Origin of the sequence: Pseudoalteromonas sp. UG3-2 (genome assembly GCF_037120705.1) — a bacterium.
In the GTDB taxonomy this organism is placed as follows: Bacteria; Pseudomonadota; Gammaproteobacteria; order Enterobacterales; family Alteromonadaceae; genus Pseudoalteromonas.
The window spans coordinates 1526212-1552033 of sequence record NZ_JAWLJU010000002.1; the positions used below are offsets into that span (position 1 = coordinate 1526212).

The 25822-nt window shown below is 47.0% G+C and carries 20 protein-coding genes; 7 read left to right on the forward strand and 13 right to left on the reverse strand.

The window, feature by feature from the left end; genetic code table 11:
• Nucleotides 1–35 precede the first annotated feature (35 nt).
• Together R3P39_RS10130 and ctlX are read right to left on the reverse strand one after the other, a co-directional pair.
• On the reverse strand, nucleotides 36–1451 hold the full coding sequence (locus R3P39_RS10130) for an alanine/glycine:cation symporter family protein (RefSeq protein ID WP_336567276.1): 1416 nt from the start codon (nucleotides 1449–1451) through the stop codon (nucleotides 36–38).
• Nucleotides 1452–1494: 43 nt separating this feature from the next.
• Entirely contained in the window at nucleotides 1495–2406 is a 912-nt protein-coding gene (ctlX, locus tag R3P39_RS10135) for a citrulline utilization hydrolase CtlX (RefSeq protein WP_336567277.1), read from the reverse strand.
• A 152-nt stretch (nucleotides 2407–2558) separates the two neighbouring features.
• Here ctlX and R3P39_RS10140 point away from each other — a divergent pair, with 152 nt between their 5' ends.
• Nucleotides 2559–2990, forward strand: coding sequence for an Lrp/AsnC family transcriptional regulator (locus tag R3P39_RS10140; RefSeq protein ID WP_336567279.1), 432 nt, complete (start codon nucleotides 2559–2561; stop codon nucleotides 2988–2990).
• Between the two features lie 85 nt (nucleotides 2991–3075).
• Here R3P39_RS10140 and R3P39_RS10145 read toward each other — a convergent pair whose 3' ends face one another.
• The 4 genes from R3P39_RS10145 to dinB form a co-directional block, all read right to left on the reverse strand.
• A complete protein-coding gene (locus R3P39_RS10145; RefSeq protein ID WP_336567280.1) occupies nucleotides 3076–4398 on the reverse strand; it encodes a hypothetical protein in 1323 nt (440 codons plus the stop codon).
• 899 nt (nucleotides 4399–5297) lie between these two features.
• A complete protein-coding gene (locus tag R3P39_RS10150; protein ID WP_336567282.1) occupies nucleotides 5298–6830 on the reverse strand; it encodes a M17 family metallopeptidase in 1533 nt (510 codons plus the stop codon).
• 67 nt (nucleotides 6831–6897) lie between these two features.
• A complete protein-coding gene (locus R3P39_RS10155) occupies nucleotides 6898–8583 on the reverse strand; it encodes a carbon starvation CstA family protein (RefSeq protein ID WP_336567283.1) in 1686 nt (561 codons plus the stop codon).
• 140 nt (nucleotides 8584–8723) lie between these two features.
• Nucleotides 8724–9776, reverse strand: a complete 1053-nt coding sequence (dinB, locus tag R3P39_RS10160) for a DNA polymerase IV (protein WP_336567284.1) — start codon at nucleotides 9774–9776, stop codon at nucleotides 8724–8726.
• A gap of 257 nt (nucleotides 9777–10033) precedes the next feature.
• Here dinB and R3P39_RS10165 point away from each other — a divergent pair, with 257 nt between their 5' ends.
• The 3 genes from R3P39_RS10165 (at nucleotide 10034) to R3P39_RS10175 (ending at nucleotide 12235) form a co-directional block, all read left to right on the forward strand.
• Nucleotides 10034–11086, forward strand: a complete 1053-nt coding sequence (locus R3P39_RS10165) for an aldo/keto reductase (protein ID WP_336567286.1) — start codon at nucleotides 10034–10036, stop codon at nucleotides 11084–11086.
• A gap of 65 nt (nucleotides 11087–11151) precedes the next feature.
• Entirely contained in the window at nucleotides 11152–11658 is a 507-nt protein-coding gene (locus tag R3P39_RS10170) for an NUDIX hydrolase (RefSeq protein ID WP_336567287.1), read from the forward strand.
• A gap of 94 nt (nucleotides 11659–11752) precedes the next feature.
• On the forward strand, nucleotides 11753–12235 hold the full coding sequence (locus tag R3P39_RS10175; protein ID WP_336567288.1) for an NYN domain-containing protein: 483 nt from the start codon (nucleotides 11753–11755) through the stop codon (nucleotides 12233–12235).
• Nucleotides 12236–12289: 54 nt separating this feature from the next.
• On the opposite strand, the gene R3P39_RS10180 is transcribed toward R3P39_RS10175, so the two are convergent.
• Nucleotides 12290–13000 (reverse strand): SIMPL domain-containing protein, encoded by a 711-nt coding sequence (locus R3P39_RS10180; RefSeq protein ID WP_336567289.1) that lies wholly within the window; start codon nucleotides 12998–13000, stop codon nucleotides 12290–12292.
• 122 nt (nucleotides 13001–13122) lie between these two features.
• On the opposite strand from R3P39_RS10180, the gene R3P39_RS10185 reads away from it, so the two are divergent.
• Nucleotides 13123–15801, forward strand: coding sequence for a bifunctional acetate--CoA ligase family protein/GNAT family N-acetyltransferase (locus R3P39_RS10185; RefSeq protein ID WP_336567290.1), 2679 nt, complete (start codon nucleotides 13123–13125; stop codon nucleotides 15799–15801).
• Between the two features lie 16 nt (nucleotides 15802–15817).
• Nucleotides 15818–16765 carry an ion transporter gene (locus R3P39_RS10190; RefSeq protein ID WP_336567291.1) on the forward strand — a complete coding sequence of 316 codons (948 nt, stop codon included), beginning with the start codon at nucleotides 15818–15820 and terminating at the stop codon, nucleotides 16763–16765.
• A gap of 12 nt (nucleotides 16766–16777) precedes the next feature.
• Here the strand turns inward: R3P39_RS10190 and R3P39_RS10195 are convergent, their stop codons facing one another.
• From R3P39_RS10195 to R3P39_RS10205, 3 genes are read right to left on the reverse strand one after another with little or no spacing between them, the layout of a single operon-like run.
• Nucleotides 16778–19963 (reverse strand): two-component regulator propeller domain-containing protein, encoded by a 3186-nt coding sequence (locus R3P39_RS10195; protein ID WP_336567292.1) that lies wholly within the window; start codon nucleotides 19961–19963, stop codon nucleotides 16778–16780.
• 19 nt (nucleotides 19964–19982) lie between these two features.
• A complete protein-coding gene (locus tag R3P39_RS10200) occupies nucleotides 19983–20432 on the reverse strand; it encodes a GNAT family N-acetyltransferase (protein ID WP_336567293.1) in 450 nt (149 codons plus the stop codon).
• A 3-nt stretch (nucleotides 20433–20435) separates the two neighbouring features.
• A complete protein-coding gene (locus R3P39_RS10205; protein ID WP_336567294.1) occupies nucleotides 20436–20639 on the reverse strand; it encodes a DUF3283 family protein in 204 nt (67 codons plus the stop codon).
• 193 nt (nucleotides 20640–20832) lie between these two features.
• Between R3P39_RS10205 and R3P39_RS10210 the strand changes: the two genes are divergently transcribed.
• The gene (locus tag R3P39_RS10210; RefSeq protein WP_336567295.1) at nucleotides 20833–21519 is read left to right on the forward strand and encodes a hypothetical protein; all 687 of its coding nucleotides are present in this window, start codon (nucleotides 20833–20835) and stop codon (nucleotides 21517–21519) included.
• Here R3P39_RS10210 and R3P39_RS10215 read toward each other — a convergent pair.
• The 3 genes from R3P39_RS10215 to aceF form a co-directional block, all read right to left on the reverse strand.
• Nucleotides 21503–21751: a DUF1289 domain-containing protein gene (locus tag R3P39_RS10215; RefSeq protein ID WP_336567296.1), complete on the reverse strand. Its 249-nt coding sequence runs from the start codon at nucleotides 21749–21751 to the stop codon at nucleotides 21503–21505. The genes R3P39_RS10210 and R3P39_RS10215 overlap by 17 nt on opposite strands.
• Nucleotides 21752–22257: 506 nt before the next feature.
• A complete protein-coding gene (gene lpdA / locus R3P39_RS10220) occupies nucleotides 22258–23685 on the reverse strand; it encodes a dihydrolipoyl dehydrogenase (RefSeq protein WP_336567297.1) in 1428 nt (475 codons plus the stop codon).
• A gap of 213 nt (nucleotides 23686–23898) precedes the next feature.
• Nucleotides 23899–25821, reverse strand: a complete 1923-nt coding sequence (gene aceF, locus R3P39_RS10225) for a pyruvate dehydrogenase complex dihydrolipoyllysine-residue acetyltransferase (protein ID WP_336567298.1) — start codon at nucleotides 25819–25821, stop codon at nucleotides 23899–23901.
• Nucleotide 25822 lies beyond the last annotated feature (1 nt).

Genomic DNA, 25822 nt, shown 5'->3' on the forward strand with positions numbered 1-25822 from the left:
GTAGTACGAGCGCAATACTCGTACTACCACAATAATCACTTTTCTTTATCCCATACCCCAGGCTCCGTACTTCCTTGAACCTTTACTTGTAATACCTCAAACTCTGGTTTTTTACCGCTGCGCTGTTGCTGATGATAATCTGCTGTGACGGCCAGTACTGTAGGGGTTAAGCGCACGATGGCGATAACGTTTACCACCGTCATTAACCCCAGGGCAATATCGGCCAGATCCCACACTTGCTTCAAGGTGGCCGACGCGCCCCACAGCATCATGGATAAATAACACACTGTGTAGATGCCGCGGCCAAGCTTATTATCTAATTTAAATAAGTGCAGGTTACTTTCGGCGTAGGCGTAGTTAGCCACCACCGAGGTAAACGCAAATAAGGTAATGATCGCCGCAACAAAATACACGCCCCCTGCTGCGAGATGCGCTGTCATTGCTGATTGGGTTAAGCGGATCCCCTCCATTTCACTGCCAATATCAATATCGGCCAGTAAAATAATCACCGCAGTACAGCTGCACAGTACGATGGTATCGAAAAACACCCCGAGCATTTGAATGTAGCCCTGAGTGGCCGGGTGATTCGGGTTAGGTGTGGCACAGCCTGCGGCATGCGGTACACTGCCCGCCCCCGCTTCGTTAGAATATAGCCCCCGCTGGATACCATTTTTAATCGCTGCCCCCAGCGCTCCTGCGCCAGCCTCTTGTAAGCCAAAGGCACTGAGTAAGATGTCTTCCAACATGGCTGGAAGCTTGGCGTAATTAATTATGGCAATAATCACCGCGGCCACCACAAAAACCAAGCCCATAATGGGCACTATGCGCTCAGCAAAGCGAGCAATGGCTTTAAAGCCGCCCAGTATAATTGAGCCGGCCAACAGCGTAATGACAATACCGGAATAATGAGTAGGAATAGCAAAGGCGAAGTTCAGCGCATCGGTGATGGTGTTGGTTTGCATGGCACTGAAGGTAAAGCCATAGCCGAGGAATAAACAAAACGCAAAGCACACTGCCAGCCAACGGCTACCAAGACCAAGTTGAATATAATAAGCCGGGCCGCCGCGAAACTCACCTTGGCTGTCGCGCACCTTATATACCTGACCCAGCACACTTTCGGCAAAGCCCGTGGCCATACCTAAAATGGCGATCATCCACATCCAGAACACCGCGCCACTGCCACCTAACGAAATAGCCACTGCGACCCCAGCAAGGTTACCCGTTCCTACCCGTGCCGAAAGCCCGGTACACAAGGCTTGAAACGAGCTAATGTTGTTTTTATCGTGACTGCTACTGCTTTTCAGTAAGCTAAACATATGAGCAAACTGACTGATCTGTATTACTTTAAGCCGAATTGAAAACCAAAACCCGGCAAATAAAAGGATATAGATGAGTAGCTGTCCATCTCCCCAAAGTAAGCCATTAATGGCCTTAACTGCGGTATCAAACATAGGCAGTTCCTGTTGTTATGATTGTTATTATGGCTGGTGCCATTTACTTTTGTGGTAAATGAATGCCTGCTATCATGCAGCGCACTGAGCCACCCGCCGACTCTATGGTCGGAATATCAATGGCTACTAGTTTAGCGCTTGCCGAGATTTGCGCCTTTTGTGCTTCGCTTAAGGCCGCAAAGGCCGTAGTTGAAAGCGCCAACACCCGCCCAGAGCTGCCCTGTAGTTCAATGGCGTTGCCACAAAACTGCTTAATTTGCGCCACTGACAAGTTAATCCCTTGCAAACCGTTTTGTTCAAATTGCGCCAACAGCTCGCCTTGTTGAGAGGCCGGCACCATATCCAAACATAGCATGACAAACTCTGTGGCTACACACATAAGTACATTAGTGTGATAAACCGGCATGTTATTATCATCAAAGGCGTTGAATACCATGGCATCTAACCCCAGCTGTTGGCAAATGCTCGACACCAGCTCGCGGTTGGTGCGTTTAGACTCCACCGCGTAAGCCACACCATGAGCATGATCAATCACCATGGACCCCGTGCCCTCTAAAAACACCTCTTGCGCCACTAGATGGCTAAAGTCATGATGCTGAGTCATTTGGTAGTTGGCCGCTAAGAAGTCGATAATATCTTGGCGTATTTCCAGTCGCCGATTAGGCGCATACATCGGATAGGTAATAAGTTGACCATCGCTGTGAGTAGAAAACCAGTTATTGGGAAACACCGAATCGGGAGTCGCTGTGGTCATATCTTCAAACAGATGCACCTTAACGCCCTGCAGCTCCAGCTGCTGCACCGCTTGTGTCACTTCCATATAGGCTCTTTGGCTTGGATGCATGTCGCTGCAATGCTGCTGAAACGCATTATCCTGCATGGTTTGTGGGTTAGAAATAAAGTGATGGGGACGGATCATCACCACCGCATTAGGAGCTTGTACTACGCTTGTCATTGGCCTGCTTACCATTACTGTGTTGTCATTAACTATCAGTCTAGCTAGACAAGACGTCAATTAAAATGGCATAAACTTATACAAAACGTGCAAATTTTTAGCATAATGATAAGCTATTTTAAGCAATATGAATAACACTGGCCTATTTGCTTATGACGCCTTACCTCTACGACAGCCTCGACCAAGCCTTGCTGGCAGAACTGAGAAAAGACGGCCGAGCGCCCATTGCCACTTTAGCTAAAACCCTAAATGTATCCCGTGGCACAGTGCAAAACCGCCTCGATAGGTTAATCTCCAGCGGCGCCATTCAAGGCTTTACCGTGCGAGTGCACGAACACATCGGCGCTGATCTGGTGAACGCCATTATGATGATAGAAGTGACGGGTAAATCCACCACTCAAGTGATCAGCGCCCTGCGCGGCATTGCCGAACTAAAAAAAGTCCACACCACCAACGGCAAATGGGATCTAGTCGCCGAAATTCAAGCAGCCAACCTCAGCGACTTTGACGGGGTACTGCGGCGGGTAAGAGAAACCAACGGCGTACTCAACAGCGAAACCAGTATTTTGCTCTCAAGTACTTAACGATTTGTTAATAGAAAAAATGCTTGGCAAAAAGTAGCGACGAATGAGAATAAGCCAAGCGTTTTGCGTCCTTTTAAGCAATTTCTTAGAGCTCGTCATGCCCTATAGCACCCAGTTCTTCAGTAGCAAAGTTTGACTTTATTACCTTAAGCGCATTATTAAATAGCTCCATCATTTCTCGTTCTGAAATCTTCTGTTTTTTCAGCTTGGCATCTTTTTCTTGAAAATATGCCATACAAAAGCTTAAGTAAAATGGATCAAGGAACGAATACTTCCCTGAGCTTTCCTCAAATTTAACTAGCTCCCCAAATTCTTCTTGTTCAAGTTTTATTAAATCTTCGTAAAGCTTCTTTTTAGTCGTTCGTACAAGGTTATCTTTTGACCATTGAAATAGGTCATCGAGGTGAGCACCATCAATATCCTGAGATGCTAATATCCTCAGTGAAGTTTCTACTTTGGATAATTTAAGTGCAGAATCAAAAGCATCCTTAATAGTATCTTCTTCATCCTTAACATAATCATTAAGTGCTATCTGTAGGTCTTCAAAATTAAAGTTAACTGTCTCTTCTGCGGTTCGATCCACCAACCCTGATTTACACATCAAATAACATAGCTTATGACATATAGCGGCCAATCCATTGGAATATTTTGCAATCTCATCTTTAACGTCTTGGTCCATCGATATATTTAGAGCTTTACAACCTTTTTCAATAATTTCTAATATTTCTTCAGATTCCATGAGCTCGACATGTATTTCAGAGATTCTTTTTCTCATTTCTTTGTCGGACTTTACAACTAGTCGTGCAGTGTTAACTGCACCAAGCGCCACTATTTTTAGATCTTTAAATTGAATTGAAAGGTTTACAAATACCTTCATCATTTGGGCTAGCTTATCTTTCTCTTCTCCTTGAATTTTGTGAAAATCTTCTAGAACCCAGCAATATCCAGACTGACCCAATAAGCGACCTAAGCTTTGAGGTGTTAATTGTGGTGGTAGCATTCTTACTTGCTTTTCACCTTCTGCATTTTCATATACAGCGCCTATTTGTGCTTTTATTGCTAGATAGTTAGCTTTTGCTTTTACATCTACTTTAGTTTTTTTGTTATTGGTAACTTCATCTACATAGAACTCTTCTAGCTGATCAAAAGCATCAAGTATGACTTCCTCGAAAGTCATTCCTGTCATGCAATTTGTATTGATCTGTTTTTCATAAGTTCTGAACAAGACGTTTTCTAGCAGTGTGGTTTTACCTGAACCAGAATGACCATAAATCACAACTTGATTTCCAGGTAAGTCTAATGCTCTTACCAACCTGTCATTAACATCCTCTTTAACCCTATCGACGAATGTCACAACGGCAGGTGTCATTGGTGTAAAAACTTCTGTTAATTCGTACCTTTGGCTCATATAACTCCCTTTAGAGCTCTAACATTGCACTGGCGCAAACGCAGAAATATCTCGATTGATGAAATGGTTCATTTCATTCCGCCAAAGTATTTTATTTACAAACATTACAATAACTTACCACTAAATGTATTGGCGCTCAAGCAACAGTCAGCTGGATAAAGTGAGACCATAGATATTCGAGCCCCTTAGGTCTCGTTATGTAACAGTATGATGTTTCAACTTTTCATATACTTAATAGCCAATTTTAGTTATTCGAGACCATAAAAAAGTGGCTTAAACGAGAGCGACCACTCGTAAATCATTTAATTGCTCTTATTGGTGCTATAAACATACTTGATAAGTAGCAATAAAATACCCTTACTTTGTTGAGTTGGGTGTATGCAAGCCAATGCATTCAATCAGCTATAAAAGTGTTGGTTAGAAGCACACAACTAACAGCAACTTTTCCTCCCTCATCACACCCTCAAGTCAGCAGCCAATTAACCTATTTCGCGCCGGGATAGCGCGAAAAAGCATGACAGGGCCAAGGACGGCCTTTTCATGCTGGTAACGTTAAAATTGGCTGATTACTTGAGGTTCCCGGTGTGATGCTGGGAGTGCCCTTTCTTTTGCATACTTTTCTTTGGGCAAGCAAAGAAAAGTGTGTCGGCGCCCATGGACGGGCGCAGAAACCCGTCACGAGGACAACGGAACCAATGCACAAAAGTTATTGATCTCTACCTATGTTGATAAGTGCTGGGAGCGCCCTTTCTTTTGCTTACTTTTCTTTGGGCGGCGTCGATAAGTCAGTTGACGCCCATGGATGGGCGTCGAAACCTGTCACGAGGACAGCTAAGCCAATACACCAAACACAAAAAAGGGAAGCAAAGCGCTTCCCTTTCTACATAAAAACCAAAAGCTTAAATACAATAACGCGCAAACAAGCTCGCTACGGTCGCGGCAGTCGGCTTACCATGCTGCCAATCACCGCCTTCAACGCCACTACCAGCAATGTCCATATGCACATAAGGCAGAGGTTGCTCAGCATTACAACCGTGCTTATCTAAACCACCCACAATCGCTAAGAACGCCATTGGGAATTGGTGACCACGGGCTGTCACTGCAGACGCGGCATTGTTACTCGATAGCACATCATCGGCCAGGGTACGCGGTTGAATAAAGTCATAGTCTTCACGACGACTGCGCGACACCTCAGCGCAATCCGCCCACAAGTCACCCAGGTCGGCGATTTGGCGCGATACTTTGGCCGCTCGAGCCGGGCCATTTTCAACATACGCGCTGTATGGACCCATAGCACGGGCAGCATGCCCCGTTAGGGTAGCAACGGTGAACAACTCTGGATTTTTCTCACCCAGCGCTAAGTCTTTAGCTTCACTGAGTAAGTCGCCCATGGCAAGGCGACCTTCGGCATCGGTATTACCAATGCGCACGCGCACGCCTTCACGACCGGCAATAATTTCATCCGGCACAAAACAGTCTGAGCCAATTGAGTTGCGTACCACGGCTAAGTAAGCAATGACTTTAACGCCCTTAGGTTGGTATTTTGCCACTGCTTCCATAAAGCCAACCACCGATGCCGCACCACCTTTATCGCGGCTCATGCCTGCCATAAAGCCACCTACTTTTAAGTCGGCACCGCCGGTGTCATACACCAAGCCCTTGCCAACAAAAATCAAGGTACGCTCAACATCACCTTCTGGCTCATACGCCATTTTTACTACTCGTGGGTGATGGCGCTCAACCGCATAAGAAGCGCGAGCAACGGTACTTAGCAGCGGGTACTGCTCATCAATGGTTTGACGGTCGGCAATCACTTCCACATTCACCGCTGAGTCTTTAAATAGCTCAACGCAGTAATCGGCAAAACGCGGTGGAGCCATACGCTCAGGTTCGGTACCACAAAGATCACGCGCCGCATATTGACCAGCAGAAATGGCCGTTAACTGTTGGCAACTTTGCTCTGTTGCCGAGAATAAATAAATACTGCTAATTGGCTCAATCTCTTCGCCACGATACTCTCGTGCTTCAAGAGGTTGCCAAAGACCTTGGCAAGCACCTAAAAAGCTCACCGCTAGCGCGTTTTCATAGCGCGCATCGCTTGGGGCATTAGCCACAACAAGTAAAGGTTTTACGGCACCGGCGGCTTTAGCTTCTAACACGCCCGCTTTCGCCGCCTCAAAAAAGCGTCTTACGTCATCGTAATCTCTGTCTACAGGCCCAGTAGGCGCAATCACTAAACGATTGCCAGGCACTTGGTCAGAAACTAATAAAGTGGTTTTTTGCGCAATGCGCGCATCTACAGCGATGTAGGGAGCAGCAACTTCATCGAGAGTGGAATTGCCAAGGTGATTGATGTCATGGGTGATGACGACAATGGCGTCGGCATCGTTAGTGAAAAGATCATTACAAGATAATGCAACTGGAAAAGACATAAACGGCCCTTTTCTATTTTAGAATTAGGGCCGACTATAGGGGATTTCCCCTGAACTTCCAAGGCCTCTAGGAGATATCTTGGCTTTTTTCAGGGCTGGCTTTGGTTTTGTTTATCACCGACCACGCTTCAAGCATCACCAACACGCTCACCACTAAGACAATGACATCGAGCACCACCAGCAGCCAATTGCCTTGCTGATAATACTCACCGAGTTTAATAATTCCGGCAAAAAACGCCATCACCAAGACAAACACCATAGGCACTAGAGTGTAACGGGCCGGACGTCCCAATTTTATTAAATACACCGAGATAACCAACAAGGTTAGGCTGGCCAAAATTTGGTTGGTTGAGCCAAACAGCGGCCAAATCACCATACCGCCACTGCCTGAAGCGCCACCAGCACCAAAGGCCAACAGCAAGCAGCAGCCTACCGCCAATAAAGTGGCAACAATGCCATTACCAAGCGCTTTGATGTTATAAATCTCACCCCACTCTTGAATAATGTAGCGCTGCAAACGCACCCCAGAGTCCATGGTTGTGCCAGCAAACAGCACCACCATCACCGCTAACAAGGTCGAGGCAATTTCTACTGGGATCCCCCAGCCGCTACTGATCAGGTTCGAGCCACCATCGACAAATGCCGTGACACTGCCTGCACCTAAGTGGCTGTATATTTCATGCCACTGCTCAGGAGAAACCGCCAGCATCACGCCACTGACGGCAACCAAAGTGATTAGAGCTAACGAGCCTTCACCTACCGCACCTAAATAACCCACAAAGCGGCCATCGGTTTCTTTGTTAAGCTGCTTCGAGCTGGTGCCTGAAGAAACAATCCCGTGAAAGCCTGATACCGCCCCACAAGCGATGGTTACAAACAACAGCGGAATAATACTGGGTGTGTTTTCAACGGTTTGCGTATTAAATGCCGGCGCGGTAATGTCTGGCATGACGACAAACACAGCACCATACAAGAGCACTAACCCAACCAACAGCTGCATGCCATTAATAAAGTCACGAGGCTGTAATAGCATCCACACCGGAAGTAACGAGGCGACTGCCGCATAAATGAACAGAATAATGATCCAATTGGCTTTATCGCCTAAACCAAACATTTCCAACGGCAAGCTCAGTGGCATACCACTGCCCACGTAAATCGAGGCATAAAGGATAAACACCCCAATAATACACAGTGGAATTAACGGCACTTTACGCTTTAATAGCTGCCCTATCACTAGCGCCACCACAATGGCAGACCAGGCTGGGAAAACCGCTTCGGGGTTACCCACAAAGGAATTGGCGATCACTACGCCAAACACGGCGTTCACCATCAGCAACACCAGGAAAACCACAATCATAAATAAAGAGCGCGTGCGTTTACCAATAACACTTTCAGACAGCGCCCCCATGGATTTACCTTTGTGCCTGGCACTGGCCCATAACGCCCCCATGTCATGCACACCAGCGAAGAAAATAGTACCAATCACCACCCAAAGTACGGCAGGCACCCAACCCCAATACACCGCAATAGCAGGACCGACAATAGGCGCTGCGCCCGCGACCGAAGTAAAGTGGTGCCCCCACAGTACCACCTTGTTGGTGGGCACATAATCAACGCCATCTTCCAGCTCATGAGCCGGGGTGACGAAGCTGTCATCCATTTTAAATATTTTCTCGGCAATAAATTTGGAGTAAACAAACCACCCAAATAACATGCCGATAATGCCAAAAAGCACGATCATTATGGATTGCATTACGCTTTCCTCTTGTTGTTGTTTTAAACACACTTGCCACTCGAAGCTAGCATAATTTTTTTAAATTGCAGTTAGCTTTTAGTCTAGGGTAGTGAAAATTTTCTGAGGGGATATACCAACTCGCTTATTTCAGGCAAGTGTTAATCAAATAAACCCAGCTGGGTATGATCGTGAGACTGTTCGTTTAAACCGATATGTAGCCCCACCAGCCTAACGGGCTTGTACTTATGCCGAGCAAGCGCTTCGAGTAACAGAGTTTCAAACACCTGCAAATCCAGTTGCTGATATTGACATTCTTTGGTGGTTTGGCTGAAGTCATAAAATTTAACCTTAACACCCAGCTTATGAAAGCCACGCTGTTGGTATGGCTCTGCGCGCCGAGTCAGCTCAGGTAAGAGCTTATTTGCGATGATTTGCTTTAGCGTCTCCGGCTCGCTAATGTCCTCGGAAAAGGTGCTTTCTACTCCAACCGACTTGCGCACTCGGTCTACTTCAACACCGCGCTCATCAATGCCTTGGCAGCGCCGCCATAATACTGCACCAAACTTGCCAAAGGCTTTACGCAACTGCATTTCGTTTAAGGCCTTAACATCGCGACCATACTCCAACCCCATTGCTAAGAGCTTTTGCTGCGTCACCTTACCCACGCCAGGAATTTTTTTCAGCGGCAAATTATCAATAAAATCCGCCACCTGATCCGGTGTGATCACACACTGACCATTAGGCTTATTTTCATCGCTGGCGATTTTGGCTAAGAACTTGATTGGCGCAATGCCTGCCGATGCCGTGAGGCCAGTTTGCTGATGAATTTCGCGGCGGATCTGCTCGGCAATTAGGGTGGCACTGCCATTACAGGCTTGGCAGTCGGTAACATCGAGGTAGGCTTCATCCAACGACAGCGGTTCGATAAGCTCAGTATACTTTGCAAAAATCTCCCTGATCTGGCGAGAAATCTCTTTGTAGAGCGCCATTCTTCCCGGCACGATAACCAGCTGAGGACAGAGCTTTTTTGCCTGATAGTTCGACATCGCTGAGCGCACGCCATACTGCCGAGCAATGTAATTTGCCGTAGAGAGCACTCCACGATGGCTATTGCCACCGATGGCCATGGGCACCTTGGCAAGTTCTGGGTTATCACGCATCTCTACCGAGGCGTAAAAGGCGTCCATATCAATATGTACAAACTTACGCATATCAAATACTGTGTAAATAAACAGTGTTCAGTATGCGCTATATTTACCCTTGATGCAATAATGACCACGCAAAACCCAGCACCATACGTTAAGCTAATAGAGTTGCCGCATAGAGTTGCATCAACGGCGATAAAGCAGCCATAATGATTTTAGTTAGAGGGTGTTATACATGCTGTACAAGTTGTAGCCATGGCCCTTTTGGGGCAAAAGGCACAACTCACCCAATTCTTTTTTGTCCATTTTCATCAGGAGCCTGCATGAAGTATTCACGACTCGGTAGTAGCCCGCTAGAGGTTTCACGGATTTGCTTAGGAAGCATGACTTGGGGCTTGCAAAACAATCAACATGACGCCGATGAGCAGATCAACTATGCCTTAAGTCGCGGCATCAACTTTATCGATACCGCGGAAATGTATGCGGTTCCGCCCGCTCCTGAGACTTATGGCAAAACCGAGGAAATCATCGGTAACTGGCTCAGTCGCCATCAAGAAAAGCGTGAGCAGTTGGTGATAGCCACTAAAATTGCCGGAAATGGTCTGCCTTGGATCCGCAATGGTGGCCACATCACAGGAGATGCGGTAGTCAAAGCCGTAGACGACTCACTTACTCGCTTGCAAAGCGATTACATCGACCTGTATCAACTGCATTGGCCCAACCGCACTTCTCCGCACTTTGGTAAACAGTGGCCAGGCATGCTCGCCATCAACGAAGTAGACAGCACTGCAGAGCGCGAGGGCATGCTCGATATTCTGCAAGGCCTAGAGAAGTGCATTAAAGCCGGAAAAATTCGCCACTGGGGGTTATCGGACGATACTCCTTGGGGAATTCAAACTTATCTAAGCCTGGCTCAGCAACACAACCTGTCTAAGCCGGTGGCGATTCAAAATGAGTTTAGCTTGCTCCACGCCAAAGACTGGCCTTATCTGATTGAGCAATGTAAGCACGAAGACATTGCGTATTTACCTTGGTCGCCTCTTGCCAGTGGCATGCTCAGTGGTAAGTATTTAGGCGGCGCACGACCGGAAGGCAGCCGCTGGACACTTGTACAGCGCCAAGGATTATTCAGAGACACCCAACTGGCGCAAGAAGCCGTGGCCAAGTACCAAGAGATTGCCCATGAGTTTGACTTAACGGCAGCGCAACTGGCCTTGGCCTGGTGTGACCAAGTTGAAGGCGTCACTTCCACCATTATTGGTGCCACCTCCATGGCACAGTTAAAAGAAAATGTCCAAGCCTTCGAGCAGCCCCTTTGCCCAGAAGCACTGGCGGAAATCGATACCGTATTTAAAGCGTATCCGGCGCCGTTCTGATACCATAACTACATCCGTTATTAAAAGCGCCACGCACGTCGTGGCGCTGTTGTTGTAGTTAAACCATGCAGAACTTAAATCCGACTGCCGTCAGCCCACCTGCTGGCAGCTGTTTTACCCGAGAAACCACCCGCGCGATTGTGTTACGCGGCGATGAAATTTTATTACTCTATACCGCACGTTATGACGATTACACCCTGCCAGGCGGCGGTGTTGATGCCGGAGAATCACTACCTCAGGCGCTAGAGCGTGAACTTAAGGAAGAAACCGGTGCCAAAACCCTGTTAACCATCACCGAGTTTGGCCGCTATGAAGAATATCGCCCTTGGTATAAAAGCGACTTTGATAATGTTCATATCGTTTCACACTGTTTTGTTTGTGAAATTTGCGGTGAATTTAGCGCCCCAGAAATGGAAGCCTATGAACAGGCCAATGGTATGAAGCCGGTGTGGATGAAACTCAGCGACGCTATTGCTCATAATCAGCAAAAGTTGGCCGACCCCAACAACAAAGGTCAGTCAGTTCGCCGCGAATTAACGCTACTTAACCACATCGCTGAGCAATTGCTGTAACGCTAACAGTTAAACACCACAGCAAAATGTTAAGTTAAAATAGTAAGCAATAAAACGGTTACCCCAGTGACCTCCAAACGTCAGAGAGCATATTATGCAAAGCGTTACCATCTTAGTTGATGCCCAAAACGTCTATTACACCACTAAGCAGGCCTATGGTTGCGGCTTTGACTACAATGCTTTTTGGCGTCAAGTAACCCACAACCGCACGATTCATAAAGCCATCGCTTATTCCAGCGATCGCGGCGATGACAAACAGCGACAATTTCAGAACATTCTTCGCGCCATTGGCTTTGAGGTAAAATTAAAACCTTACATTCAACGCAGTGATGGCTCCGCTAAATGTGATTGGGATGTCGGGATCACCATAGACGCCATGGAAGCGGCGGCGCACAGTGATGTTATCGTGCTGGTCAGCGGCGATGGCGACTTTGATATTCTCGCCACTAAGCTTAGAGAAAAATACCACACTCGCGTCGAAGTCTACGGCGTACCGCAACTGACCGCCGCCTCATTGACGCGAGCGGCCAGCGAGTTTATCGCCATTGACGGCGAGCTATTAATAAGCCAAAAGTAAACTATATGACTTAATAATAGCGTTCAAGAAAGGGGCCGTGCGGTTAACACAGCATTAATCCGACAGGTAATACTCGACGCTGGTCACCACTCGCACAATCTTAATTTGCGGGGTATTGCTATCGCGGTCACGAATACTAAACTGCCCTTGGCGTGCCGATTTAATTTTACCCAGTACCGAATCCGAATCTTTAGCAAACTTTACCGCCACCTCGCGGGCCTTTTGCGTCGCTTCTTGCACCATTTGTGGTTTGATGTCGTTAAGCCCGGTAAACAGGTATTCAACGCGGTTTTGATAATCGTCTTTGGTAATGGCAATGCCCTGCTTTGCCAGCTCATTAAGCTTACTTAGGGCTTGGGCCACCTTGTCTGGGCTGTTGCTGTAAACGGTTACTCCCGATTTGGCGACATAGCGAAAGCCTTGGCCATTTTGACCGTACTCTTGGGCATACTTATCGGTAATCGAAGGCGCAGAGACCGAAAGCTCCTCATTATCAAAACCATGTAAGGTTAAAAATGCGCGGATCGCTGCGTTCTTGCTTTCAATACGCTCCACCAGCGCTTCTAAATCGTTGTCGGCATCGCGGTAAAACACCGGCCAAATCACGGTGTCGGCTTTTACTTCTTGCTCCGCCAAGCCTTTTACTCGCACACTGCGCTCCATGCTTTTTACTTCTAAAATGGTGTCTTTCACCAGCCAAGCGCTGGTCACCACTGCTACCGCCAGTAATGCAGCGGGGGCGATGTATTTGTTAAATGTCGACATACGGAGTCCTTATAGCCGCTGTGAATAGAATATAGATCAAAGTCTACCTGAATTACGCTCGAAAACTATCAGCAAAATGGTAGAGTGGAGAATATGAGCTGCGGCTGAATCAAGGACCAAGCATGAGTGTAAAGCGCATAAGTCAGTTTTTTAACCCCAAATCCATTGCCGTTATTGGTGCGTCGAATAACCCCGACCGCGCCGGATTTATTGTCATGCGAAACTTACTGCAAGGCGGCTTTAAAGGGCCGATCATGCCGGTTAGCCCAAAACACACTGCGGTGCATGGAGTACTGGCCTACGACAGTATTAAGCAGCTGCCAAAAGTGCCCGACCTAGCGGTGATCTGCACCAACAAAAATACCTTAACCGACATTATTACCGAACTGGGAACGCTTGGCTGTCGCCATGCCATTATTATTGCTGCCGGCTTAGATAACCCGCAAAAGCAGCAGTTAAAACAGCACGCTCTAGAGGCAAAAGTGACCTTACTAGGGCCCAACTGCTTGGGTTTATTAATCCCCCATTTAGGCGTGAATGCCAGCTTTTCTCACACCGTTGCCAATCCCGGTAAGCTCGCTTTTGTATCGCAGTCAGCGGCGGTGTGCTCAACCATTTTAGACTGGGCGCAACAACGTAAAATTGGCTTTTCCTACTTTGTTTCTGTGGGCGATTGCCTTGATATCGACTTTGACGAGCTGCTCGACTTTTTAGGTCGTGATGCCAAAACTCAAGCCATTTTGCTCTACATCGACAACATCGATGACGTGCGGGCGTTTATCTCAGCCGCCCGTGCTGCCGCATTCAGTAAACCGGTGATCGCCATCAAAACCGGAAAAACCAAGGCCGGCGCCTTGGCTGCGCTCAACCATACCGGTGGTAATAGCTCGGACGATGCCGTTTACGATGCCATTTTTCAACGCGCGGGGATGCTGCGGGTAAACTCGTTAAGCGAGTTATTTGCTGCCACGCAAACCCTGTCATTGCACCCCAAACTGCTGCAAGTGGAGCAGTTGACCATCTTAACTAATGGCGGCGGCCCAGGGGTGATGGCAGTGGATACTCTGTTACAAAACTCCGGTAAGCTGGAGGTACTCAGTGAGCAAACCAAGCAAGCCTTAAGCGACTTAATTCCACAAACCGATCACGCTTGTAACCCCGTTGATATTTTTGGCGACTCGTCACCTAAGCGTTATCAACAGGCTTTGGAAATATTACTGAAAGCGCCAGAAGTAAAAAACTTACTCATTATTCACACCCCTTCGGCACTGGCGCCAAGTACTGCCTACGCCAATATCGTGGCCGATACCTTGAGTAAAATCCCAAAAATGGCACGGCCCTACGTGATGACCAATTTTATGGGTGAAGAGGCAGCCTACGATGCTAGATTAGTCTGTGCCAACGCCCAAATCCCCACGTACCGCACTCCTGAAGGGGCTGTCAGCGCCTTTATGCACTTGGTCAGTTACCGCCGCAACCAAAAGCACCTCACGCAAACTCCCGAGTCTTACAGTGATGACACTCAGTTGCAGCATAAGCAAACCAAAGCACTGATCAACCGATACTTAGACCAAGGTGCCTCGCAGTTATCGACCCATTTAGCCCGAACCATCTTAGATTATTACGATATCGATTGTATCGCCACCGAGGTGGCACTGACTCCCTCAGAAGCCAAAGAGCGGGCTGAGGAAATGGGCTTTCCTGTGGCGCTTAAACTTATCAGCCACGATATTCCCTCGAAGTCAGAAGTCGGCGGTGTGGTATTGAATTTAAACGACGCTGAAGAGGTCGAACAAACCGCGTTTGCGATGCTATTACGGGTGCGTAATAACGCTCCTGACGCTGAGATTGAAGGCTTTTCATTACAGCGCATGGCAAAACGTGCTGGCGGTCAAGAACTGAGGATCGCGGTGAAAACCGAGCCTGGAGTTGGTCCGGTCATCTTGCTTGGGGAAGCTGGCACTGGGTTAAACTTTTCCAATGCCGCTGTGGCACTGCCGCCGCTGAATATGAACCTGGCCAAATACCTGATCGCCGCGGCTCATGATAAAGGCGTGATCAAAGAGCGGGCATTACCTGAAAAGGTCGACAAATACCGTCTCTGTGCCTTATTAACGCGGTTGTCGCAGATGGTGGTAGACCAAAGTGATATTTATGAAATTGAACTCAACCCCATTTTAGCCTGTGCCGGACAATTCCAAGTACTGGATGCCAATATCACTCTGAAACGCTATCAGCCTACCCCAGGCAGAAAGCGTCTTGCTATTCGCCCCTACCCCAGAGAGCTGGTAACCACAGTAACCCTGAAAGATGGCCGAGCGGCAACATTAAGGCCCATTCGACCGGAAGATGAGCGCGCCCACCAAGAGTTTGATCAGTCACTCAGTAAAGAAGACAGATATCGGCGTTTTTTTGGTGAGCTGCCACAGTTTAATCACGACCAACTGGCGAAAATGACCCAAATTGATTACGACCGAGAGATGGCATTTATTGTTACTGTGCCCAACAAATCCAGTTATCAAACCTTGGGGGTGTCTCGAGTACTGATGGACCCAGATAACCAGGTGGCGGAGTTTGCCGTGGTGGTGCGCTCCGATTGCCAAGGCTTGGGACTTGGAAAAATACTCATGCAAGCGGCCATTAAGCACTGCCAAAAACAAGGCGTTGCTACCATTGAGGGGATCACCCTACCGGAGAATAGCGGCATGATAGGACTGGCAAAAAGCCTTGGTTTTACGGTTTCTCGGGACTTTGAAGAAGGCACCATCGAAATGGTGTTACACTTAGATAAAAAACAATAAAGGAATTGGATTGGCGATGTCGCTTCACATAAGAGAAAAGGTGGCTGCGGTACTTGAAGAAACTGGGCAGTATCAACGCCTAGGACGCGCCGTGGATATTTTTCTAATTTTACTGATTCTAGCCAATGTCATTGCCATTGTCTTAGAATCAGAAAAAGCTTTATCTCAGGCATATCATAGCCACTTTCTGCGCCTCGAAATAATCAGTGTCAGCATTTTTGCCCTAGAATATTTGCTGCGTTTGTGGTGCTGCGTTGACAAAATTGACTATGCTCAGCTTAAGCAGCCTAATTGGAAAAAGCGCCTCAAATACGCCACTTCGCCGCTGGCAGTGATTGATTTAATCGCCATCTTGCCCACTATCCTGATGGCATTTATTACCTTTGACCTGCGCTTTTTACGGGTTATTCGGTTATTGCGCATTTTTAAACTGACGCGCTATTCTCGCGCAATGCAATTGTTGCTCGCGGCATTTAAAGAAGAGTCGAGCTCCTTGCTGGCAGCCTTTTTTATCATGAGTGTGGTGTTGATCATGGCCTCTTGCGGGATTTATTTGATTGAGCACGACATTCAACCCGATAAATTTGGCTCCATACCGAAAGCCATGTGGTGGGCCATGGCAACGCTGACAACAGTCGGTTATGGTGACTCTGTTCCTGTTACGCCATTAGGGCAATTTTTTGGTGGTTTGATCACCTTACTGAGCATGGGCATGGTGGCCATTCCCACCGGTTTGCTGGCCTCAAGCTTTGCCGAGCAGTTACGTAAACGTCGCGATGCCTTTAATGAGGCCATTTTACATGCCCTCGTCGATGGTGAAGTAGACGAAAATGAGCGACAACACTTAGAAGCACTGCGCATTGAACTTGGCCTCAGCCCTTTGGAGGCTAACCAAGCGATTAAGCTGATGACCAGCCAACGAGTGCATCATATGTACTGCCGCCATTGCGGTAAAAAACTGTAACGTCATAGCACACTAATGGCTGTGCTGTGACGGCTCACGTTGTTGGCTGATGTCGGTTAGCACCACAACATAGCTGTGCAGTTCATTTTGGTTATTAGCCACCGCGCTAATTTTCACCAGTACCGTTCTTTGCTCTTGATTTGGTAAAGTGATCACTTCCTCAGCGCTAAAGTGCTGATGTACTTTTAACGCCAAGGTTTTGCGAATATAGGCCATGCGCTGTTGTGTGGATAACCCCAGCGTCACTGAGGTGCTTGAGCGCGGAACAGACGCAATGTTAAAGGCGTTTTGTAGTGCCCGGTTACAGGCTTGAATACGTAAGCGTTTATCGAGGATCATCACCCAATCTCGGGTTTGTTCAAATGCCGCGCCAAATAACGAGGCGCGCTCTTCAAACAGGCGTTCACGGGTTAAGTTGGTGTACGTGCCGGCTACCTGGGTTGGTACCCCGCCATCCCATTCCAATACCTTGCCAAAGTCTTTGTACCAGCGCCACTGCCCTTGCTTATCGCGAAGCCGGTAAGTGCAGTCGATAAAGCCTTTGTCGGTGGTGACAAACTCTAACCATTGTAACCGGAACATAGCCCGATCGGCTGGATGAACTTTGTGTAGATAGTCATCTAAGCTCACGCTTTCCATGTCGTAATTAAGCTCAGAAACCAGACGCGGCTGATAGATTAACGTACTGCCAGCATGCCACTCCCAAACTCCAGAGTTACTGCCTTCTAAGGCCATTTTCAGGCGAGCTTCACGGTCTTGCGTGGCGCGGTGAGCGGCTAAAATCAGTTGTTCAACGCGATGCTTACGATAGCTCCAAATGGATAATATCAATAATAATAAAAACACATACCCCGCTATCGCTGCAGGCGAGCGCCACAGTGGGTAATTAACCTTAATACTAAGCTTGGCTGGCGGCGTGTAGTCTCCGGTTAACGGGTCTTTAGCCCAGACTTTGAGGTCGTATTCCCCGGGGTTGAGCTTGGGAAACATCACACGGTTTTGATTGCGGCTGAGAATTTTTTGCCCACCTGAAATTTGATACTCGTAAATAATGCGGTCTTGATAACTAAATGCCATGGCTGAGAACGACACTTCTAAACCAATGTCATCATGTTCCAGTTCAATGTGATCAAATTGTTTTAGCCCGGCCTCTTGATTGGGGCGAGAGATTAAGTCAACACTGGTAATATTAACTTTATCGAGCAACGGTCTTTGTGGACGGTTTTGCTCAGGAGAGAAAATCACCGCCCCTTTAATCATGCCATAGGCTATTCTGCCATCAGAAAGCTGCGCTGAAGCGCCGCCATTGAACTCATTGGACAGAATGCCATCCTCGGTTGTGAACTGCTGTAAGTGCAAGTTATCTGGATCTAAGCGCCAAATACCTTTGTGCGAAGACATCCAGATCATGCCTTTTTCATCCTGGCGCATTTCATACATTAGGGTATCAATTTTATGTGCTTTAAGGTCAATGTTATAAATCGGCTCGTAACCATCTAGCGTAAGACCCACTAAGCCAAATGAAGACAGCGCCAACCAAAGTACGTTGTTTTTATCTATGGTGTAGGTGGTCACGTCCACCGCTAAATGCTTATTGGCCTGAGGTGACTTGTAAATTGGCGATAGCTTTTGCGCCTCAGGGTCGTATTGGTACAACACCCCAGCATTAAAATAGAGTGGCTTTTCTGGCGCCGTGGGTAAAGGCGGATAAAAGCCATAAGTCAAAAACGGGTCGACGTTCTCAAACGATTTAGTTAAGTGGCGTAGCTCACCACTGTCCATATTGTAAACAAACATGCCAATGTCACCATTAACAAAGTACAGTTTGCCATTGTCTAGAAACACACCGCCTTTAACAAAGTCAGTTAGAATATCTTTATCTTTTTCTCTGGTCACTTTGGGTCGAGTTATTTCATGACTCACTGGATCAAAAACAAATAAACCTTTGACGGTAATGAGCCATAGCTTTTCTTTATACAGTGCAACTCGCCAGATAATAAACTCGGATAAAATGTCATCGCCTAAATAGCCCTTTAAAAACTGTTTAGTTTCTCTTGTTTGGGGGTCGTAGCGAGTAATGCCATCATTGGTTGCTAACCATAAATAGCCACATGCCTCCACCATTGACCAAATATTACTATGGGAAAACCCTTCCCCCTTAACACTGAGGTCGCTGACATTATCAAAGCTCAGGGTGCGATTAGGGAGATAAAAAGCGCCGTCTTCTTTGGTGGCCACCCACAGGCCTTCATTACCATCACGGACAATATCAATCACGCTGGTATCAGACGGTAAGAACACACTATTGGATAAGCGCTTATCACGCACCACACTGTGGTCGTCAAGGTGATAATAGACTAAGCCTTTGTCGGTTCCGAGCAATAAGGTGTTTGGCCCTTCTCGAAGCATTTTCCACACGTTGAGCGAGGTTAAACGGGTTTGATAACTGACATCGGCACTAAAGTCTTGTCGCAGTGCACTGATATCCAGCTCATACAAGCCTTGCACTGTGCCCAAAAGCAAGGTGTCGTCATCGAGTAAAAATAATGACTTAGCATTACTTTGAAAAGGGTGTTCGAGGGTTTCAATGTGATCTATTTCACGCAATGTTTTGGAGGGTAAATGGTAGCCATACAGGCGCTCAGAGGTGGCAATAAACAAAATATCGCCATGCTGTTTTACCGCACGGATAAAGCCACTTTCTTCATCCAGTGGCAAAGTCACTTCTTTGCTAAGCTCTCCCGAATCGATGTTTAACACAGCAATGTCATTAGTGCGCACAATCCACATATGCTCAGCGTCTTTGCTGAGCACTCGATATACTAAATTATTAAAAAACTCGTCTTCCGATGACGGCGCTGCAATGTAGGTGCGATATTCGTCTTTTCGCGGGTCATAACGCAACAACCCAGAAAGCCCTGTGGCTATCCACACACCGTGCTGGCTATCTTGATAAATATGATTTACTTGCACCTTATCCAACATGCCATCTGGTCCACTGACCTCTAGCACTTGATAGCCATCGTATCGATTAAGGCCCCCCTCGGTTGACACCCATAAGTAGCCTTGCTTATCAATCAGTAGGGTATTGACGTAACTTTGTGACAAGCCTTCAGCCGGAGACAGACGAGAGATTTGGGTGGCACTTATAGACAAAGAAATAACGCTGAGCAACAGCAATAAACAGAGGCGTAACATAAAAAGCCGAGGTTGTTAATTAGACATAATACATTGCCACGAGTTGACGTTTTTGTCCAAGATAACTAGACAAAAGCGACTGTAATTCCGGCATAAGTTGCTCACACTGAGCAAAGCCTAAGTCGCAATAAAATGACTGCAGATGCGCATAGGCAAAAGTATAAATGGTGGTGCCTGGGAGAAGTTGTTGGAATTCGACCATGGCACAGCTCAGCAAACGTTTGGCAACACCTTGGCCACGCCATTTGCTATCAATATAGACACCACAAAGCAGCCACTGCTCAGCCACCGGGCGATATCGACAAGCGCCAATGATGGCACTTTGAGCCCTGGCAACCCATACTTTGTCGTGTTTAGCCGCTCTTCCTCTGGCACCTTGCTCAGCATAGAACTTATTAACTAAGGGAGTTTTTATCACCGCTAACGGAGTAATTTCTAGGGTCATCGCAGAGTACGATTTTGCCGCCAAGGGTTACGCCAACATCAGGCTCAGGTAATGCTCGAAGTGTTGCTTTAAGAAATCTTGCTCCGATACCGGCCGCTGATTGATGGTGTCGTACACCACCTCGCGACTTTTTTTACCACGCTTAATTTGGTAAGCCCAAAAAGAGGCCTCATACTCTAGCTGAATTTTATACTTTTCGTGTCTGGGTAAAAGGCAAAGGTTATGACTCATATTCACATTTCGACTGACTTAATCTCGTTTATAAGTATACCACAGCACAGCGCGAATGAACTTTTTACAGGCTAATTTCCTGCCCTTGACGATAAAAGTTTTGTATAATTCTTAACAAAGAATACCCCGTGTTCATGCGTCTCTTTGCTTAGCTGGGTTACTATCAATCACTTTATCAAGATAAGGAAAATAGTTGCGAGCTTTATTTCTATGTTGCCTGTTGTTCTGTGCGCTCTTTAGCCAAGGCAGTGAGAGCAATAAGGTTATGCGCTTTAATGCTCCTGCCGATGTTCCACAGGCACGCTATGTGATTGAACTCATGACCCGTGTGTATGCTGAACTGGGTTATAAATTACTGGTGCAAGATTTTAATCACCCTAACGCGTTAATTGCGGCCAATGCCGGTTCACTCGATGGCCAACTGGGCCGCGTTGCCACGGTTAGTAATGACTACCCTAACCTGCGCCGCATCGATTTTCCGCTTTTTAAGTTCAAGTTACAGCTGGTGAATTTCTGTCGTGATTGCCGTTATCAAGACGTCAACTCGATCACCATTCGCAGTGGCTACCCAGTCGCTGAAGACTATCTTGCTCAGCACCCCACCTCAGCGTATGTGGTTAAAGTTAAAAGCGCAGTGGCGCAGCTTAACTTGGTGATGCAACAACAAGTGGAAGCGGCACTGCTGCTCGACTTCCACCTGAAACCACACCTAGCCAAACTGAACCTTGATAAGTTGCAAATGACAAACTTGGCTTTAGTGGAGAGTTTTCACTTTGTGCATAAACGCCATGATGATTTGGTGCCCTTGCTTAAAGATAAGCTAGAGGAGCTTGAACGGGCAGGAGTGGTTGCCGAGCTCAAAGCTAAATATCAAATTTGAAGTTTTCCCCACTTGCGACATCGGATTGTTGTGCCTTGGCTTGCTTTTGTAAGTAGCGTTTATAACGCTGTTGGCACAGGGCAATGACTTTGCGCTTTTGTTCGTTGCTTAATGAATTCCAGGCAAAACGTTCCTCACGGCTGCGATAGCAGCCTTTACAATAGCCACGATTATTAACCTGACAGATCCCCTTACACGGACTGGGGATCTCAAATATTTCTATCTGTTCCATTTGCGCTTTACTTGCTTGCCCCTAAGTTAAGCATACTGGCTAGATTGTGTGCTGCCAAGGTGTAATACCAATCCACATTACTACCAGCTCAATTTGAAGAGCAAAATGCTGTAACCGATAAAACCCACTACAGAATATCATCGCGACATAAAGTCGCGCCTACCCTTTGCTTTATACCAATCCGCATTAATACTTGCTCAATTTGAGGGAGCAAATTCGACGCTAACTGCGTTAAAAATTTCTCATTTAGAACAACTAAATAGCAAAATTTTCGCCTTGCTATCGCCAGAATTATCTCGCCTCAAATAGACCACTTAATTAAGCGAATTGGTATTAGATAGCTTCTGTTTCGTGTTTCTATAACTTTATACCGAGCCCTTCCCCAATGGTAGGAAGCGGTTTATCCGGCGAGACCTCAATGGCATAAGCTATTCAGAGCCAGGTGCCGAGGCCGCAAAAACAAAAAACCCAGCGCTAGGCTGGGTTTTTAACAAGCTTGGAAAAACTTACTTTTTCTTTTTAACCGCTTTTTTGTTTGGTATGTCAGTAATAGACCCTTCAAAGATTTCCGCAGCCAAACCGATAGATTCATTCAATGTAGGGTGAGCATGAATGGTTAGCGCGATGTCTTCGGCATCCGCCCCCATCTCAACACCTAGGCCAATCTCACCTAGCATTTCACCGGCATTGATACCTACCATAGCACCACCAATTAGGCGATCGGTGTCTTTATCAAAGATCAGCTTAGTTTGACCTTCAGTACGTGAGGAAGCGATAGCACGGCCAGAAGCTGACCACGGGAATACCGCAGTTTCAATGTTTAGACCTTGCTCTTTTGCTTCTTTCTCTGTAACACCTACCCATGCGATTTCTGGGTCTGTGTAAGCAATTGAAGGAATGCATTTCGGATCGAAGTAATGTTTCTTACCAGAGATAACTTCAGCTGCAACGTGACCTTCATGAACCGCTTTGTGGGCAAGCATTGGCTGGCCTACGATGTCACCAATGGCGAAGATGTTATCAACGTTGGTCTTCATTTGTTTGTCAGTATTAATAAAGCCACGCTCATCAACGTTTACGCCCGCTTTATCCGCATCGATTAGTTTACCGTTTGGCGTACGACCAACCGCAACCAATACTTTGTCATAACGTACTTGCTCTTCTGGCGCTTGCTTGCCTTCGAAGGTAACATAGATGCCGTCGTCTTTTGCTTCTACCGCCACAACTTTGGTTGATAGCATAACGTTGAACTTGTTTTTCACGTATTTCTGGTAGATTTTGATAACGTCTTTGTCCGCTGCAGGAACCAATTGATCGGCGAATTCTACTACGTCAATTTCTGAACCTAGCGCACGGTAAACTGTACCCATTTCAAGACCAATGATACCACCGCCTAGAACTAGCAGCTTTTCAGGCACGTCTTTTAGCTCAAGTGCACCCGTTGAGTCAATGATACGCTCGTCTTCAGGAATGAAAGGTAGATTTACTGGCTGTGAGCCCGCCGCGATAATCGCGTTCTCGAAGGTCACTGTTTTTTCGCCGTCTTTGGTTTCAACCGCAATGGTGTTTGAACCTGAGAATTTACCGTAACCAGTCACTACGTTTACTTTACGCATCTTAGCCATGCCGCTAAGACCACCAGTAAGTTGACCGATAACAGACTCTTTCCATTCACGGATTTTATCTAAATCAATTTCAGGAGCACCGAAAGAAACACCGTGTGAAGACATTTCAGCAGCATCATCAATTACTTTTGCAACGTGAAGCAATGCTTTTGAAGGAATACAACCTACGTTCAAGCACACCCCACCAAGAGTGTCACGTGAATCGATTAGTGTTACGTCTAAACCTAAGTCCGCCGCACGGAATGCAGCAGAGTAACCACCAGGACCACCGCCTAGCACAACAACTTGAGATTTAATTTCGTTGCTCATGTTATTACCTTAACTGTTATTTGAACGGGTTTACTCATCAAGAGTGTCCGACCCAAAGTGCCTGCCTAACACCCGACAGTGGGCACTGGGCAGAGAGTTTTTGTTGCGGGAAAGTGTATCATTGACACCGCCCATTGTCCCGCCTAAATATCAGGCAAGACCATAATATCAATAAAATAAAACCGCACAGTGAAGCACTGCGCGGTTTCTTTATTACATCACTAGCTGGCGAATATCGCTCAGGTAGTTAGCCAGTGTCACAGTAAAGCGAGCTGCTAGCGCACCGTCAATAACACGATGGTCGTATGAACAGCTTAGCGGCACCATCAGGCGCGGCTCAAACTCTTTACCATTCCACTTCGGTTTAAAGTCTGACTTAGACACACCTAAGATAGCCACTTCAGGGGCATTCACAATCGGTGTAAATGACGTACCACCAATGCCACCTAGGCTTGAGATAGTGAAACAGCCACCTTGCATATCCGATGAAGTCAGCTTGCCATCACGAGCTTTCTTAGAGATTTCCATCAACTCACGCGACAGCTCAATGATGCCTTTCTTATTAACATCACGAACCACTGGTACCACTAGGCCATTTGGCGTATCTACTGCGATACCAATGTGCACGTACTTCTTCAAGATCAAGCTTTCGCCGTCTTCAGACAGTGATGAGTTAAAGGTTGGGAAGTCTTCCAGTGCTTTAGCAGCGGCTTTCATTACGAATACTAATGGCGTGATCTTAACGTCCATTTTCTTCTTCTCAGCCAGCGCATTTTGCTCTTTACGGAACTTCTCAAGCTCAGTGATATCGGCTTCATCAAACTGCGTTACATGTGGAATTTGTACCCAGTTACGGTGAAGGTTAGCACCAGAAAGCTTGTTGATACGTGAAAGCTTCTTCTCTTCCACTTCACCAAACTTACTGAAGTCTACTTTTGGCCAAGGAATAAGACCTAACTCACCACCACCAGCGTTTCCACCTTTGCTAGCTTGACCAGACTCAACTTGCTTAACCACTTCTTTAACGTAGTTTTGCACGTCTTCTTTCAGTACGCGGTTCTTGCGACCTGTGCCTTTAACGCGAGCCAAGTTAACGCCAAATTCGCGCGCTAAACGACGCACAACCGGTGAAGCATGGGCGTAGTCGTCATTAGCCACAAAGTCATCTTTTTGTGCTGATGCTTTGGCGGCCTCTGGTTTTTGCGCTTGGGCTTTCTCAGCAGGTTTCTCTGCAGGCTTGTCAGCTGGCTTTTCTGACTGCTTTTCTGCCGGAGCCGAACCTTCCACCTCAAAGACAAAAATCAATGAGCCAGTTGAGACCTTATCACCCGTGTTTACCTTAACTTCTTTCACTTTACCCGCGAAAGGAGCAGGTACTTCCATAGAGGCCTTATCGCCTTCAACGGTCAGTAATGACTGCTCTTCTTCAACCGCGTCACCCGCTGCCACTAAGATTTCTGTTACTTCTACTTCGTCGCCACCGATGTCAGGCACATGCACTTCTTTCTCGCTGCTGCCTACAGGCTCGGATTGCGCGGCTTCTGAGTCATTTGATGATGCACTTTCAGATGCTGCAGCGTCACCACTGCCAGCCGTTTCAAAGATAAAAATCAATGAGCCAGTGGATACCGTATCGCCGGTATTCACTTTAATTTCTGCTACGGTACCGGCAAACGGCGCCGGCACTTCCATTGACGCTTTATCGCCTTCAACGGTGATCAGTGACTGTTCTTCTTCAACGCTATCGCCTTCAGACACTAGAATTTCGGTGACTTCAACATCGTCGCCGCCAATGTCTGGCACGTGCACTTCTTTGCGCTCGGTTTTGCCCGATGACGCTTCAGCTGGAGCCGATTCTTGCTGTTGCGATGCTTCTGACTCTTTACTCTCTTCTTTTTCACCGTCTGCGGCGTCAAAGATCATAATTAATGAGCCAGTTGAAACCGTATCGCCTTCAGCAACTTTGATTTCTTTAACCGTTCCGGCCACTGAGGCAGGCACTTCCATCGAGGCTTTATCACCCTCTACGGTAATAAGCGACTGCTCTTCTTCAACCGAATCCCCTACGCTTACTAGGATCTCGGTTACTTCAACCTCATCGGCACCAATATCTGGAACATGAATTTCGATTGCCATC

Bases quoted from the DNA above. Each gene is read 5' to 3' on its own strand.
- R3P39_RS10130 (WP_336567276.1), bottom strand. From the start codon at position 1,451: ATGTTTGATACCGCAGTTAAGGCCATTAATGGCTTACTTTGGGGAGAT.
- ctlX (WP_336567277.1), bottom strand. From the start codon at position 2,406: ATGACAAGCGTAGTACAAGCTCCTAATGCGGTGGTGATGATCCGTCCC.
- R3P39_RS10140 (WP_336567279.1), top strand. From the start codon at position 2,559: ATGACGCCTTACCTCTACGACAGCCTCGACCAAGCCTTGCTGGCAGAA.
- R3P39_RS10145 (WP_336567280.1), bottom strand. From the start codon at position 4,398: ATGAGCCAAAGGTACGAATTAACAGAAGTTTTTACACCAATGACACCT.
- R3P39_RS10150 (WP_336567282.1), bottom strand. From the start codon at position 6,830: ATGTCTTTTCCAGTTGCATTATCTTGTAATGATCTTTTCACTAACGAT.
- R3P39_RS10155 (WP_336567283.1), bottom strand. From the start codon at position 8,583: ATGCAATCCATAATGATCGTGCTTTTTGGCATTATCGGCATGTTATTT.
- dinB (WP_336567284.1), bottom strand. From the start codon at position 9,776: ATGCGTAAGTTTGTACATATTGATATGGACGCCTTTTACGCCTCGGTA.
- R3P39_RS10165 (WP_336567286.1), top strand. From the start codon at position 10,034: ATGAAGTATTCACGACTCGGTAGTAGCCCGCTAGAGGTTTCACGGATT.
- R3P39_RS10170 (WP_336567287.1), top strand. From the start codon at position 11,152: ATGCAGAACTTAAATCCGACTGCCGTCAGCCCACCTGCTGGCAGCTGT.
- R3P39_RS10175 (WP_336567288.1), top strand. From the start codon at position 11,753: ATGCAAAGCGTTACCATCTTAGTTGATGCCCAAAACGTCTATTACACC.
- R3P39_RS10180 (WP_336567289.1), bottom strand. From the start codon at position 13,000: ATGTCGACATTTAACAAATACATCGCCCCCGCTGCATTACTGGCGGTA.
- R3P39_RS10185 (WP_336567290.1), top strand. From the start codon at position 13,123: ATGAGTGTAAAGCGCATAAGTCAGTTTTTTAACCCCAAATCCATTGCC.
- R3P39_RS10190 (WP_336567291.1), top strand. From the start codon at position 15,818: ATGTCGCTTCACATAAGAGAAAAGGTGGCTGCGGTACTTGAAGAAACT.
- R3P39_RS10195 (WP_336567292.1), bottom strand. From the start codon at position 19,963: ATGTTACGCCTCTGTTTATTGCTGTTGCTCAGCGTTATTTCTTTGTCT.
- R3P39_RS10205 (WP_336567294.1), bottom strand. From the start codon at position 20,639: ATGAGTCATAACCTTTGCCTTTTACCCAGACACGAAAAGTATAAAATT.
- R3P39_RS10215 (WP_336567296.1), bottom strand. From the start codon at position 21,751: ATGGAACAGATAGAAATATTTGAGATCCCCAGTCCGTGTAAGGGGATC.
- lpdA (WP_336567297.1), bottom strand. From the start codon at position 23,685: ATGAGCAACGAAATTAAATCTCAAGTTGTTGTGCTAGGCGGTGGTCCT.
- aceF (WP_336567298.1), bottom strand. From the start codon at position 25,821: ATGGCAATCGAAATTCATGTTCCAGATATTGGTGCCGATGAGGTTGAA.